Origin of the sequence: Vibrio sp. B181a (assembly GCF_030248375.1) — a bacterium.
In the GTDB taxonomy this organism is placed as follows: domain Bacteria; phylum Pseudomonadota; class Gammaproteobacteria; order Enterobacterales; family Vibrionaceae; genus Vibrio; species Vibrio campbellii.
Map to the genome: position 1 here is coordinate 65,678 of NZ_JAHGAD010000016.1, position 14,431 is coordinate 80,108.

General features: G+C 46.1%; 10 protein-coding genes and 1 pseudogene. 8 read left to right on the forward strand and 3 right to left on the reverse strand.

The features are described from left to right. From KIO97_RS08265 to KIO97_RS08275, 3 genes are read left to right on the forward strand one after another with little or no spacing between them, the layout of a single operon-like run. On the forward strand, window positions 1-2,253 hold the full coding sequence (locus KIO97_RS08265; RefSeq protein ID WP_285381865.1) for a proprotein convertase P-domain-containing protein: 2,253 nt from the start codon (window positions 1-3) through the stop codon (window positions 2,251-2,253). A 25-nt stretch (window positions 2,254-2,278) separates the two neighbouring features. Continuing rightward, on the forward strand, window positions 2,279-3,712 hold the full coding sequence (locus tag KIO97_RS08270; protein ID WP_285381867.1) for a DUF1566 domain-containing protein: 1,434 nt from the start codon (window positions 2,279-2,281) through the stop codon (window positions 3,710-3,712). 1 nt (window position 3,713) lies between these two features. Continuing rightward, window positions 3,714-4,286, forward strand: coding sequence for a DUF1566 domain-containing protein (locus tag KIO97_RS08275; protein WP_285381869.1), 573 nt, complete (start codon window positions 3,714-3,716; stop codon window positions 4,284-4,286). 102 nt (window positions 4,287-4,388) lie between these two features. On the opposite strand, the gene KIO97_RS08280 is transcribed toward KIO97_RS08275, so the two are convergent. Next, window positions 4,389-6,032: a methyl-accepting chemotaxis protein gene (locus tag KIO97_RS08280; RefSeq protein WP_228174748.1), complete on the reverse strand. Its 1,644-nt coding sequence runs from the start codon at window positions 6,030-6,032 to the stop codon at window positions 4,389-4,391. A 333-nt stretch (window positions 6,033-6,365) separates the two neighbouring features. Between KIO97_RS08280 and KIO97_RS08285 the strand changes: the two genes are divergently transcribed. From KIO97_RS08285 to KIO97_RS08305, 5 genes are all read left to right on the forward strand, one after another. After that, window positions 6,366-7,187: a phosphate ABC transporter substrate-binding protein gene (locus KIO97_RS08285; protein WP_005432164.1), complete on the forward strand. Its 822-nt coding sequence runs from the start codon at window positions 6,366-6,368 to the stop codon at window positions 7,185-7,187. 98 nt (window positions 7,188-7,285) lie between these two features. After that, entirely contained in the window at window positions 7,286-8,218 is a 933-nt protein-coding gene (pstC, locus tag KIO97_RS08290; RefSeq protein ID WP_009704934.1) for a phosphate ABC transporter permease subunit PstC, read from the forward strand. 22 nt (window positions 8,219-8,240) lie between these two features. Next, window positions 8,241-9,104, forward strand: coding sequence for a phosphate ABC transporter permease PstA (gene pstA / locus KIO97_RS08295; RefSeq protein ID WP_005441059.1), 864 nt, complete (start codon window positions 8,241-8,243; stop codon window positions 9,102-9,104). Between the two features lie 60 nt (window positions 9,105-9,164). Next, window positions 9,165-9,914, forward strand: a complete 750-nt coding sequence (gene pstB / locus KIO97_RS08300; protein WP_005432159.1) for a phosphate ABC transporter ATP-binding protein PstB — start codon at window positions 9,165-9,167, stop codon at window positions 9,912-9,914. A gap of 374 nt (window positions 9,915-10,288) precedes the next feature. Next, the gene (locus KIO97_RS08305) at window positions 10,289-12,355 is read left to right on the forward strand and encodes a GGDEF domain-containing protein (RefSeq protein ID WP_045370699.1); all 2,067 of its coding nucleotides are present in this window, start codon (window positions 10,289-10,291) and stop codon (window positions 12,353-12,355) included. Between the two features lie 82 nt (window positions 12,356-12,437). Here the strand turns inward: KIO97_RS08305 and KIO97_RS08310 are convergent, their stop codons facing one another. Beyond that, window positions 12,438-14,084: a BatD family protein gene (locus tag KIO97_RS08310; protein ID WP_285381873.1), complete on the reverse strand. Its 1,647-nt coding sequence runs from the start codon at window positions 14,082-14,084 to the stop codon at window positions 12,438-12,440. A gap of 4 nt (window positions 14,085-14,088) precedes the next feature. Continuing rightward, window positions 14,089-14,431: pseudogene (locus KIO97_RS08315) on the reverse strand (hypothetical protein); the annotation flags it as partial.

Here is a 14,431-nt window from a genome sequence, read left to right on the forward strand (position 1 = left end):
ATGAAGCTAAAACCATTGGCGTTTTCATTGCTTATTGCATGTACCCCTGCGGTGCAGGCTGCAGAGTGGGATTATCCCGCAACGGACTCTGTGGTAACGAATGAGGCGCAAGCGAAAAATTATCTAGACAGCCACTACTCAGAAGCGGGCGAGTTTAAGTTCCGTTACAAAACCCAGTCTCAGCTTGGTGAGCATTACAATTTTGATGTTTGGGTAAACGGTGAATATCAAGCACAGCGCGCCCTCGTAGTCACAACCGATAAAAATCATCACGTTGTGCGAGTGTTTAAGAGCCTTGAAGATACGATAATTCGCAACGGTAAGCCAACAGTTGCAATGGAATTGGAATCACCTCGCCAACTGCAAGCACAAGAGCCACCGGCTTTGAGCTCTGGAAGTCTGGTTGATGTTGAGGTTTCTTTATTCAACCCAGATCTTCGTACCATGCAACAGCAAGCGGCACCAGAATCGACGTGGTCAGCACTGTCCGATTACCCTCAGCCGATCGAGTACGTCACCAAGTCGATTGAGGTTTTAAAGTCGGGCGGTAAGTTCTATCTCTCTAACCCAAGATTAAAGCAAGTGGATGCGACGGGCCTATTTGCAGCCCCAGCACCTGGTGAAGCGCCTGTACTCGATACGTTGGACTTTGTCAGCCCAGAAGGGGTTCAAGCATTTGACAGTGTTGATGAGATGCTAAGCACCGAGTTTGGTGACAATGCGTTCCCACAGTTGATGGCTTTTTATCATATTGATAGCTCGATCCAATATCTGACAAGCCTGACTTACGACTTGTTTGACGAACCGCTTCGTTTTGATGCTCGCGGTTTATCAAAAGATAACTCTACTTACTATTACGGTCCGAAAGCACTCATGCTGGGTGTCGGTGGTGTTTCTCCGGATGCAGTCGATGCTGATGTAGTGATACACGAACTTGGGCATGGCATTCATTACCAAATCGTACCGGATTGGGCGTACGGTCACACTGGTGCTATCGCAGAAGGTTTTGCTGATTACTGGGCGGGCAGCGCGAGCTACCGCACTCAATATTTGGATGCTTCGCGTCGTGGTCAAGAATTCGAGTTAGATACGGTGTTCAACTGGGACGGTGTGTTCGGAACACGCAAAACAACTCGTAGCTTATGGAACCAAAGAGCGCGTTACTTCGAGAGCTCGGAGTATCCAGCGCACGTTAGTGTGGGCGGTGAACTAGGCGACGAGCTATGGTCAACGCCACTGTTCCAAGCACTTAAAGCATCGGTTGAACGATACGGTGATGATACCGATAACGTGTTCCGTGAGTTTGACGCCATTGTTCTTGAAGGTATGTATGGCATTGGTCGTGGCGTGAAAATGCATGATCTTGCGGAGTCGACCGTGTATGCCGCAAGCAATTTGTTCCCAAATAAAGACTATGCCCAATTCCTGACAGACAGCTTCAACAAACACAACTTACTTAAAGCGCCTCTTCGCGTTCGCTATAACGCTCGATACATCGCACAAGGTCAAGACGTTGGTGTAAGCCTGAGCCAAACTGGCCGCGAAGCGAACATCAAAGGGCAATGGCAGCTAAACAACGCATCCGTTTTCGACTTTGATGAAACGCTTTCTGATTCGACTTCAATGAAGGTAGCGTTACCAAGCGGTCTGACGTGTGGCACGCAATTCGATTCCTCTATTTCATTGGATTACCAATTTGCAGAAGGCTTAAAGACTCACCAGTGGAGTGAACAGGTGATGCTGGTTAATGGTACGCCAGAGCTTGATATCCAGCCTCAATCAGTGAATTCCGCTTTGCCAGAACAGGGCGACAGACTGTTCTCTCAGACGCTATCGGACAAGTCACTCACGATTGATGATTCGTTTGCGGTTTACCTGAACATCGAACATGACTCACTGCAGGATCTGCAAGTGTCGCTAGTGTCTCCACAAGGCAAATCGGTCGTGCTACTTAGCCATCAATCAAGCAATACCAATGGATTTAAAGGTTACTTCACAGCTCAGTATGACGAGGAGTTAAAAGCACTTGTCGGTCAACCGAGTTGGGGTACTTGGCGTCTCGAAGTGTCTGACCGTGTGTCAGGGAACTCTGGGGTGTTGAAAGAGTGGGGTGTGAGTCACTTTGCTCAGTATCAGTGCAGTGCTGATACCACTAAAGAAAGCAGTGGTGGTGGTTCAGGTGGCAGTGGCTCGCCTTGGACCTTGTTAGGACTTTTCCTGCTTTCAATGGTGAGAGTGATTCGCTCTCGTTAATTAAAATCAAAAGAAGATAAAATCTATGAAGTTTCAATATTCTTTCGTTGCTATGTCACTAGCTCTAGCAGGCTGTGGCGGTGGTTCTGGTGGTGATACGTCGGCACCGACCTATGATGTAGCTGGCACCATCGTTTCTGCAGGTACACTTCTTGATACGCCAGTGTGCATCGATTTAAATCAAAACTACGTTTGTGATACCACTGAACCGAGTGCTAAAACGGATAATGCTGGTAAATTTAGCCTGACTTCAAGCAACAAAAACGTACTAACCAGCACCATTCTTGCTCAAGTTGATCAAGGTTCAAACCAAACGTTGCGTCTTGCGGCTCCGGGCCAAAACTTAGCAACGGGTAACACGGTCAATGGTGTAACAACGTTGCTCGCAGGTCTTGTAATTGACGGTAAAACCGTTGCTCAAGCTGAAGAGATCGTAAAAGCGCAACTCACCGATGCCGGCGTTTCTCTGTCTGGTACGGTAATGTCTAACGCACAAGCCAGCGAGCTAGACAAGCTAGAGCAAAACACGGTTGCGCTATTAGCTGCGATGCAACCACAACAAATGACCAAAGGTGTAGCGTTGCTTGCTCAAAGTCTTAGCTTCCAAGGTAAATCGTTAGCCTCTGATCTTCTGTCTGAAGCTCAAGTGAGTGCATTTGCTGAAGAAATTGCAGCGGTTGCTGAACAAACGGTTGGCAGCAACGATACGGGTGCCGTTCTTCACTTTGCTGATGGCGCAGCAGACGTTGCTGAGGTTCAAGCTTCTTACCCTGGTCAAGATGCGGAATACGGCTTCGACAAAGAGGACAAGCAAACGTCGACAGGCGCTGGCTTTAAGTTCGTTAAGCTAGATTCACAGGGTGCTGCTTTAGCTGCAGATGCCACTGACTGGGCTTGTACTATGGACGAGCGTACTGGTCTTGTTTGGGAAAACAAGAGTGCGGATGCGAGCTCGGTTCAATTTAAAGATCGTACATTCGTGTATGAGTCAGCAACATTCAAACCGTATTACGAAGATCTTGAAGTCGTTGGTTGTGTGGATGCTGCTGATAGCATCTGTTCAACAAGCCAATATGTTGAACATATAAACAAGCAATCACTATGTGGCATTACTGATTGGCGCCTACCAACATACCAAGAGTTCTACGATGTTCTCGACTTAGGTGAGACAGAGAAAGATGCCGACGGCAATGTCTATGGTATGACGACGGCTTACTTCCCTCAACAGGGTAAGGGCAGCCCTGATATTGAATCCGGTGCTATTTGGCTGAGTGATTTCACATTTAATAATTACTCTCCTGCTAACTACGAAGGTGCGCTTCAATTTGCAGTCGTTGCTGCGAAAGGCGCTGACCGTGGCTACGTCAGCTTTGTTGAAATTTATTCTGACAAAGTGGAGCGTAACGCAGGTGCGTCATTCCAATTCCCAATCCGTCTAGTAGCAGTAAAGGGCCAATAAGATGAAGAAACTAATCACCGCGTTATCTCTTGTTCTAGCTTCTCAAGCAGCCATGGCGGCACAAGAATGTTCAACTGATTTTGGAAAAACAGCGCCTAACTCTCGTTACACCTACTCTGATGCCGGGACGGTAACTGACTTAAAAACGGGCCTAACTTGGATGCGTTGTCCTGTTGGCTCAACGTGGAATGCGGCAAATGAAGCCTGTGATGGTGCTGCAACTAAGATGTCATGGCAGTTAGCGCTATCAACCGCTGAGCAAATCCGCAATGAATCAGGTAACCATGCTTTGCATGACTTCGCGGGCAAAAAGAATTGGCGCTTACCAAACGTTAAAGAGTTGGTCGCGTTGACGGAACGTGCTTGCCATAGCCCAGCGATGAACGGCACTGCATTTGCAAGTGGTTACACGTTAGACGTGGGTGACTACGCAGGCTACATCTGGAGTAACACTCCAAACGGTGATGGGTCAAATGTCATGGTGTTTGATTCTTTTAACGGTGAGGTTTACAACTGGAGCCCACTAGAGCCAACGAACACTTTCTCTGTTCTACTGGTCACTGACGAAGAATAATCGCCCCGTTGAATTTTCTCTAATCCGAATATTAAAAAGCTCCGCCTGTGCGGAGCTTTCTTCATTTCTAACCTTTGGAACTTATCGTGTTGAGCAGAATGTTTAAACTTGGAACTGCTTAAGCTGATGCTTTTGATTTTCTGCTAAGCCAGACAACTCTTGCGCCGCCGCGGCTGATTGAGTGATACCAGTAACGTTCTGACTCACCAATTCATAGATGGTGCTCAGGTTATTGTTGATGTCCGACGTAACTTGCTTTTGTTCTTCAGAAGCGGTCGCAACTTGGGTGTTGATTGCATTCAGATCTGAAATTGCGCTGTTGATGTCACTCAGTGAACGACTCACTTCTGCGGCAAGCGATTGGTTGTCTTCAAGCATGGCTAGGCTCGAATGCATGCTTTCGTTTGCGTGACCAGACTGCTGTTGTAGCTCTTCAATGATGGTTTGGATCTCTTTGGTCGATTCTTGAGTTCTCGCTGCCAGCATACGTACTTCGTCCGCTACCACGGCAAAGCCTCGACCACTTTCACCTGCTCGTGCCGCTTCAATTGCCGCATTCAATGCAAGTAGGTTGGTTTGCTCAGAGATGCTCTCAATAACTTCGATCACTTTTCCAATCTGCTCGGACTGGTCTTTAAGAGACGTTACTACGTGAGCGGCTTCATTCAGCTGGTCGGCCATTTTTGCGCTCGCGCGCGTGCTTTCTTCAAACATACTCAAGCTTTGAGACGTCAGTTTACTTGCTTCATTCGACGCACTATCTGCTTGTTGTGCATTACTTGAAACTTCTGCCGCTGTGGATTCAAGTTGGTTAATTGCAGACGCGACTTGTTCAACTTCTTGCTTCTCTTGATCCGAGTTCGCACTGCTTTGCGTCATCACGGTTGCCAGCTCTGTCGATGCCGAAGCAACATCTTCACTGATTCGAACCAGAGAGTCGACCGTACCGCGAAGTTGGTGGATGGTTTGGTTTACGTCATGCGCCAGTTGTGAGACTTCGTTTTTGCCCACTTCGTCTGCTTCGACCAACAAGTTACCTTTTGCTACTTCTTGCATGGTTTGTTGTAGGTTGCGGATTGGAGCAACAATGTAGCTCGCTAGCAGCCAACTGATCAAAGAGGCAATAGAGAGAATAACCACTAGAGATACCGTGCTATAGGTCAGGGTATCAGAGTGAAGAATGCCATTTTCCTCGACTTCATCGGTAACGATTTGGTTGAGCTTTTTAGACAAGTTGTCGATCGCTTTTATCATGGCTTCACCCGCAAGGCGGTATTGACCCATCGCGGTTTCATACTCTCGGTCAAAATCGGACGTGGTGTAATCAGAAGAATGCTTGGTATTAAGAAGTGGCGTCATGGTGACACGAGTAAAATCGACGTAGTGATTCATGGCGTCGCGCATGGCGTTTACTTCAGCCTGAATACCTTCAATTTTATCGATAGAATTAAGAAACTCTCGGTTTGTTGTTTGGCGTTGTTGCAGTTCATCGTTCAGTGTTTTGACATCTTCCGCCCTGAATAGACTATAAATCGCCTTAATGCGCATCGCGTAGGTGTTGTCTACGATAGAGCCCAGCTCTTCTTTATGCACGATAAGGTTATTGGTAGAAACCGTCACTTTGTCGAATGCTTTCTCTAACTTTCCTATGCCTATGCTCAAACCAACGATGAGCAGTATGACAGTGAAAAGCACGGGCACGAAAACCTGTGACTTAATAGACAGCGTGCTAAGTAATTGACGCATGATTGACCCTCTAAAGATTATAACTATTATCATTTTTGTAAATAAAGCCAGTCGATTCTAATTAGTAAGCTTGATATATCAATAATTTAACGATGATTATTTGTTATGAAATATATTAAAAGTGATGTGGTTGGCATTTTGTTATTAGCAAAACATTGCAAAGTGTTTTGAGCTCAAAAGTAAATAAAGTTTGATTGCTGATTTATTAAGCGGAAATGACAACATGTCATAGAGGCTTCAACTAAGTGAAACACAACTGTCATATTTGGATTCTAAAGTGAGCACCGTTCAAGTGAAACACAACGGCAATAAAGCCACTTAAAGGAAATTGTGATGAAAAAGACAGTAATCGGTGCAATCGCACTTCTAGGCGCAATGGCAGTGACTCCTGTTTCTGCTAAAGAAACTATCTCTGCAGTGGGTTCTAGCAGCGTAACTCCACTGATGGAAGTTTTCTCTGAAACATACATGAAGACAAACCCGAACGTATTTATCGAAGTTCAAGGCCCTGGTTCATCTGCAGGTGTTAAAGCAGCGAAGAACGGCTCTGCTGACCTAGGTATGTCTTCTCGTAATCTAAAAGATTCTGAAAAAGAGCCAACGCTAAAAGAAGAAGCCGTTGCTCTAGACGGTATCGCAGTTGTTGTAAACCCACAAAACAAGCTTAATGGCCTAACAGCTGAGCAAGTTACTGCAATCTACAAAGGTGAAGTAACAAACTGGAAAGACGTTGGCGGTGCAGACAAGCCAATCGTTGCAATCACTCGTGATACGGCTTCTGGTACTCGTGGTGCATTCGAAGACATCATGAAGCTAAAAATGAAAATTTCTGGTAAGAAAGTATCGGCAATCTCTCAACGTGCTCAAGTTGCTAACGGTAACGGCGCACTGAAGACAATGGTTGCTTCTAACCCATACGCAATCGGCTACATCTCTCTAGGTACAGTTGATGGCTCTGTAAACGCACTTCCAATTGATGGTATCCAAGCTTCTGTAGACAACGTGAAAAACGGTTCTTACAAAGTTGCTCGTCCGTTCCTTGTTCTTTACAAAGAAGGCAAGCCATCAGCTGAAACTCAAAAATTCCTAGACTGGATGCTAACTGAAGAAGCGCAAGCGCTAGTTGACCAAAAAGGTTACATCTCAGTTCACTAATCCCATCGGGACTCTAAAGTTTGCTCAGCCCACCATTTCGGGCTGAGCCTTTTCTATCCATTGTGTTCGACGCCATTGCCAAGAACCGTGAGATTTTTATGACCATCGCAACAAATAGTGAAAAGCTTATGACTACTGACGCTAAAGCGATCAGCAAGCCAGGCCTACGCGAAAAACGCCGCGTTGACTGGAAAGAGCGCATCTTCCACGGCTTGTTCCTAACGAGTGCTGTAATCGGCATCGTATCATTAGCAGTTATCGCATACTTCATCGTTCGAGAGAGTATCCCAGCATTCCAAGAAGCGGGCGTCTCGGGCATCGTTCTAGGCCAAAACTGGCTACCACCGGCACTGTACGGTGTTGCAACCATGATTGTTGCTTCTATCGTTTCGACAGCAGGCGCTGTTTTAGTGGGTGTTCCAGTTGGTGTCTTAACCGCTATCTTCATCGCTGAAATCGCACCAAAGCGTTTGGCTGACATCATCCGCCCAGCGGTTGAGCTGCTAGCTGGTATCCCTTCGGTGGTTTACGGTTTCTTCGGTCTGGTTATTATCGTTCCATTGATTCAGAACGTATTTGATGTACCAGCCGGTAACACTATCTTGGCCGGTATCATTGTTCTTGGTGTGATGATTCTACCAACGGTAATTACGGTTTCTGAAACGTCTATCCGCGCGGTTCCTCGTACTTACAAAGAAGGTTCTTTGGCACTGGGCGCATCGAAAATCTACACCATCTTTAAATTGCTCGTTCCAGCGGCTCGCTCAGGCATCATGACAGGTGTGATTCTGGGTATCGGTCGTGCGTTGGGTGAGACCATGGCGATCATCATGGTAATGGGTAACGCGCCAGCAATGCCTGAAGGCATCCTTGATTCGGCACGTACGCTAACCGCAAACATCGCTATTGAAATGTCTTACGCAAGTGGTGTTCACGCGAACGCACTTTACGCTACAGGTGTGGTACTTCTGGTCTTCATCATGTCGTTGAACGCTGTACTACTGTACCTAAACCGAGAAAAAGCGAAGTAATCGCTCGTTAAAGGTGACTATTATGGATCGCGCAAAACTGAAAAAAGCACGCCAGTTCAAAGATAATGTCTTTAACGCATTTGTCTGGATCTCGGCAGCACTGACGGTAGGTTTCTTGTTCTGGATTATCTGGTACATCCTATCAAACGGTCTACAACACGTAGATTGGAACTTCATTACTGATAACTACACGCGCACAGGTGAAGAGCACGGTATCTTCCCTATGATTGTGGCGACAATTTATATGGTTATCGCATCTATCGCAGTGGCAGCACCACTCGGTATCATGACGGCAATCTACTTGACCGAATACGCGAAAGTGGGCAGTCGTTTGGTGAAAATCATCCGATTCTGTACCGAGTCATTGGCGGGTATCCCGTCGATCATCTTCGGCCTGTTCGGTATGACTTTCTTCGTGGCGATTCTTGGCCTTGGCTTCTCGATTCTGTCGGGTGCATTGACGCTAAGTATCCTAATCCTGCCAGTTATCATCCGCACCACGGAAGAAGCGTTGATGGCAGTACCACAAACGTACCGTGAGGGCTCTTACGGCCTGGGTGCATCTAAGATTTACACTATCTGGCGTTTGATTCTTCCGAGCGCAATGCCAGGTATCTTAACCTCGGTCATTCTAAGTATTGGTCGTGTCATTGGTGAGTCTGCTCCAGTATTCCTGACAGCAGGTATGGTTGCACGTATTCCGGATTCTCTATTGGATTCAGGTCGTACATTAACCGTTCACCTATACAAACTGACTACCGAACTGTTTACCATTGAAGAATGGAATCAGGCTTACGGTACCGCGACAGTTCTGATTGTTGTTGTTCTATTGATCAACATGTTCACAAAACTGATTGCACGACGTTTTAACACCGCAACTTACTAACGAAACGAATTAAGAACGCACGTTAAAAGACACGAATTCAAGATTTAAGAGATTAAGAAAATGAACAAGTTTGATATTGAAAACCTAGACCTATTCTACGGTGAAAACCAAGCACTGAAATCGATCAACCTGCCAATTCCTGTTCGCCAAGTGACGGCGCTTATCGGTCCTTCTGGTTGTGGTAAATCAACACTACTACGTTGTTTGAACCGCATGAATGATCTAATCGAAGGCGTAAAGATCACGGGTAAGCTGTCAATGGATGGCGAAGACATTTACGGCAACATTGACGTTGCTGACCTTCGCATCAAAGTGGGCATGGTATTCCAAAAGCCAAACCCATTCCCAATGAGCATCTACGAGAATGTGGCTTACGGTCTGCGCGCTCAAGGCATCAAAGATAAGAAGCACATTGATGAAGTGGTTGAAAGTTCACTTCGCGGCGCAGCACTTTGGGACGAAGTAAAAGACCGTCTTAAGTCACACGCATTTGGTCTTTCTGGTGGTCAGCAGCAGCGTCTTTGTATCGCACGTACCATTGCGATGGAACCAGATGTGATTCTGATGGATGAACCAACATCGGCACTTGACCCAATTGCGACGCACAAAATTGAAGAACTGATGGAAGAGCTGAAGAAGAACTACACCATCGTTATCGTAACGCACTCAATGCAGCAAGCGCGTCGTATCTCAGACCGCACCGCGTTTTTCCTAATGGGCGAATTGGTTGAGCACGATGACACGCAAGTGATCTTTAGCGAACCAAAAGACGACCGTACTCAAGGTTATGTAAACGGTGACTTCGGTTAATCAACCTATTTATTGGCATATACACAAATAACTATAAGCGATGGTACTCTTGCCCCTCTTGATGAGGGGCTTTTTTTCATTGTTAGGTTGATTATTTTCTCAACATTAATAATCTTCATCATGAATCATTTTTGCGCCGATATTTGCAGTATGTAATTCTGATGAAACATCTGTCTAAAAATGTTGAAAGGTTCTCGAATGTGAAATTAAGTCCATATTTTTTGCGAAAGACTTAACAGCTCAACTTGGATTCTATTGATTGCATATCACCAGCTAAGTAGTTTTTTATTGAAAATAAAAAAGTAGATTAGGTTGGCCAGGTGAGTTTAAAAAGTTTTACGAGGACGGTTTCTTCCACGAGAGACCATAGATTATTGGCGGAGGCCATATTCAAACATCTAGAGCAGCACTTTTCTCCAGGTGCCATCGCTATTTTTGATGACCCGTTAACGAACTCGTCTGGCTCGGTAAGGTTCTCACGAGGCGATCTGTTCCCTATTCAAGAATATCCGCAAGCCTTTTGGGAATGGGCAAACCAGTTTGATACCTCAGAGAGCATCATTCCCTTGGCTATCAATACATGTAACTGGAACCATGCCCAAGATTTGGGGGGCGAGAGCTACATTATGATGCTCGACAACACGCCAATTAAACGTACCTACCTACTTATCCAAAACGTTCAAGCTCGCTCCGCCCACAACATCTATGAAGAAAGTTACGATGCAATGCAACTGTCAGCGGCTCGCTGGCAATGTATTCGTGCAGAAAAGAACGCTTCCCTTGAAATGAAGCACCGTGACGTGCGTGAAGCTCAGTACGTGGATGAGCTAGGGCAACGTGAGCGTTTTATCGAGAACATGAAACTGGTGCAGCAAGTCGCGCTGGATATCTCTAATCCTGACTCCTTAAAAGATCTCTATTTAAAAGCGGTGGAAGCACTGCGCGAGCGATTGGGCTTTGATCGTTCAACCCTGATGTTGCTCGATATGAAAAAACGTAGCTTCAGCGGTACTTATGGCACTAATGAGTCGGGCAGCACGATTGACGAGTTCCACACTCAGTACGATTTACATCAATTAAGTGAAGAGTACATTGCGGCGCTTTCGAGCCCGGAACGTAACTTGGTTATCGTCGATGATGCACCCATTTATACCGCGGGCAAAGTCGTCGGGCAGGGGTGGAATGCGATGCTGATCTTACGCGACGGTAATGAACCTTTTGGCTGGTTTGCCTTGGATAACTTTATTCACCGGAAGCCGATTACTGCGTACCAAAAACAGATGTTGGAATCCTTTGGCTCTTTATTTTCACAGATCTTCATCCGCAAACGCCAAGAACAAAATGTACGTATGCTTCATTCCAGTATGGTTGAGTTATCACGCTGTACCACGGTAAGTGATGTGTGCAAATCCGCCGTCACATTTGCGATTAAGAATTTAGGCATCGACCGAATGGCAGTGTTCTTAACCGATGAAAATTGCTCTTATATGCAAGGCACTTGGGGAACCGACATCCAAGGTAACGTGGTTGACGAATCTTACTTTTTTGGTGAAACCCAAGATTTCTCTTTGATTAACTTAGCCCGATCGATGCCAAACGAAGTTGCTTTTGAGGAATCGGTTCCTATCTATCATGACTGTAAAATTGCGGGCTTTGGCTGGGCGGCAATGACGGTGCTGACCTCGAACAGCAGTGGCCCCATTGCCTTTATCGCGGTTGATAACCTTTTGACTCGTGCTCCTCTCACTTCTCAACTGCGTGAAGTGATTCGAATGTTTGCCTCCAGCTTGGCTGAAGTTCTTCAACGTACACAAGCGCAAGAGGCCATCCGAGAGTTGAATGAAAACCTAGAGCTCGAAGTTAAGAACCGAACCAAGGAACTGCAAGAAGCGAATCGACAACTGGAGATTTTATCCAAACTCGACCCATTAACGCGCTTAGGTAACCGCCGTATGCTGGAGCATGTGATGCAGAAGTACTGTTACCTCGAGCATGATGAGCTCATGTCTTTTGGCTTGATTCTTATCGACATTGATCACTTTGGCTTGTTTAACAATCATTACGGGCATTTAGAAGGTGATATTGCGTTGATGCGCATTGGTAATATCCTCGAGCACCATACTAAAGATGAAGACGAAGTCTTTTGTCGCATTGGCGGGGAAGAGTTTGTCTTGTTGATGATTGGATCGAGCCAAGAAGAAGTTCGATTACGTGCAGAGTGCATTCGTCGTTGTATTGAGGAAGAGGGTATCAAGCATTGTCATAATCCAGAAGGCAAATTGCTGACGGTGTCGGTTGGCTATTCTTGCTATCAGGCGCAAGGAAAAGACTTCAATTTTGACCATCTCTATCAGCTTTCGGATAAAGCCCTTTACCAAGCCAAAAATAGCGGTCGAAACTGCGTGCGTATGTTTGAGGCAACAGACCAAATCGTGGCTTAGGTAAGCAGGCACGAATAAGAGAGAAATAAAATGGCAGCTCGATGTGAGCTGCCATTTGTCGTCTTAGTATTTAAAGAACTTACTAGAGCTTTTCTAGCTGGTGGCTAGGTTTGCTTTTCTTCTCTTTAGCCAGTTGCTTGACCTTGGCGATCAGAGAGTTAGGTTTCCATTCCTGTTGCGTTGAACTAAAGCGAGAGTGGTTCATCACATTCAGTTCTTCTTTTACTACTTTCACTGCTTCAGACTCATTGCTGAGGTGGTGAGTGTTTAAGTAGTCGTTAACTGCTCTTTCAATCTTGACGCTGTCACCTTGTTTGATGATGTTTTCTAGATCTTGCAATGATGAGCCGTGAGTCGACGTCTCAACTTTTTCTGCCTTTGGCGCCCCACGTTTTTTCCAAAGCCCAAACGCAATCGCTGATGAGACAAGCCACAGCAAACCAAATACGAATGTCAGCGTTTTCCAGATAGAATCCACACCACCTTGAACCACAGGGGCAGACGTTGTTGCTGGTTGTGCTGGTAACGCACTTTCTGGCAGCGTGATTAAGCCACTATCGCTTTTCTCGACATTAAGCTTCAGCGATGTGATATCCGCTTCTCTTGCTTGGTCACGGTTACTGTCCCACCAATTTAGGTTGTAACCCGGTAGGGTAAGATCGCCAGCTTCTGTCGGAATCAACACCTGTTTGACTGTCATGGTTACCGTTCCATCGCGGGAGGTTTCAAACTGCGGTTGCTCTGGATAAACACGCAAAGTACTAGGGTAGACGATACCAATGCGAGGTAAATATTCTGCCTGAGTTCCGCGAGCTCGGATGCGGATCGTACGTGTGATCGATGTGCCCTGTTTTACAGTGTTAACTGTAGTTGCTGATAGTGGATTACCTTGCTCATCTTGCCAGCTTTGTGTCATTTCCAGTGCGGAAGCTGGTAGCCAGTTACCTTTAAAATCCTTCGGAATAGGCTTCACAGTAATCGGCATTTGCTCTGCTTTGGTATTGATTGGCATGACCTTGGTAGAACCAGTCAGGCTGTCGCCGTAGATGTAAGAACCCGTCAATTTCGGGCCATTCAGCGTGTAGGTGCCAGGTTGTTCGGCTGTAATGCGGAAAGCTTGCTCTACGACCGTCACTTCTAAGCCATCAATGATGCGTTGTGCCTGCTTCATATCGCTGGCTGACTCAATTTTCATCCCATCAATGCTTGGCGGCACGACTTGTGGATTATCTAAACGACGAGGGTCTACTTTTATCGCCAACTGCATACGCAGCGTTGCTGACTGTTGTGGGTACAAAGTATGGCTATCCACGCTCATGTTAAAGCTAAACAAATCGTCGAGATTCGGCTCACCTTTGTCTTTTGTCACACGCAGCTTAATTGGCTCGGTTTTCATCCCATCTGCAGAAAAGCTCGGTATGGTGACAACGCCTTCTTTCATCGGTGCAATCGAGATGCTCCATTCCGTTCGAACGGTTTTGTGGCCATTAATGTTATTGCTTGAACGACCGTAACGAGGCTGCCCTAAAAAAAAGTCTTGTTTCAATACATCGAAATCAATCGCGTCTGAGCCAAGCTCGGTATCTGCCATGATCCTTAAGTTGATCACTTCGTTCTTCGCCACCTGAGTTTTGTTTACACTGGCTTGAAGGCTTTGTGCGAAAACCGAAAAGCTGGTCAGTAGGCTGGCCATTAGAACAAAGACCAGTTTGGCGCCTTTTTTCATCATGGACTTACCACTCCTTATTTGATTGTTGTGGACGCTGTTTTTGTTGCGCTTGAAGTTGCATTTGAGCTCGAATCAAGAAGCTAGGGTCACGTGCGCTTTCTACCGCTTCGAGGCGGCGGAATTCAGGATCATCCTGAGGCGTTTTTTCTGGTTGAGCTTGCGCCTGTGTAGGTTCACCTTTTTGTTGTTCACCTTGTTTTTCTACTTCTTGTTCGGTCTTTTTCTGCTTAGCTTTTTGCTCGGGTTTCTCATCTTCTTTTTTATTTTCAGTATCTTGCTGATTTTGTGACTGCTGTCCTTGCTCTTGTTTAGCGTCATTCTGAGACTTTTGTTGCTGCTGTTGCTGC

Coding starts and splice junctions, on each gene's coding strand:
- KIO97_RS08280 (WP_228174748.1), bottom strand. CDS start 6,032: ATGCGTCAATTACTTAGCACGCTGTCTATTAAGTCACAGGTTTTCGTG.
- KIO97_RS08275 (WP_285381869.1), top strand. CDS start 3,714: ATGAAGAAACTAATCACCGCGTTATCTCTTGTTCTAGCTTCTCAAGCA.
- KIO97_RS08270 (WP_285381867.1), top strand. CDS start 2,279: ATGAAGTTTCAATATTCTTTCGTTGCTATGTCACTAGCTCTAGCAGGC.
- KIO97_RS08310 (WP_285381873.1), bottom strand. CDS start 14,084: ATGATGAAAAAAGGCGCCAAACTGGTCTTTGTTCTAATGGCCAGCCTA.
- KIO97_RS08285 (WP_005432164.1), top strand. CDS start 6,366: ATGAAAAAGACAGTAATCGGTGCAATCGCACTTCTAGGCGCAATGGCA.
- pstC (WP_009704934.1), top strand. CDS start 7,286: ATGACCATCGCAACAAATAGTGAAAAGCTTATGACTACTGACGCTAAA.
- KIO97_RS08265 (WP_285381865.1), top strand. CDS start 1: ATGAAGCTAAAACCATTGGCGTTTTCATTGCTTATTGCATGTACCCCT.
- pstB (WP_005432159.1), top strand. CDS start 9,165: ATGAACAAGTTTGATATTGAAAACCTAGACCTATTCTACGGTGAAAAC.
- pstA (WP_005441059.1), top strand. CDS start 8,241: ATGGATCGCGCAAAACTGAAAAAAGCACGCCAGTTCAAAGATAATGTC.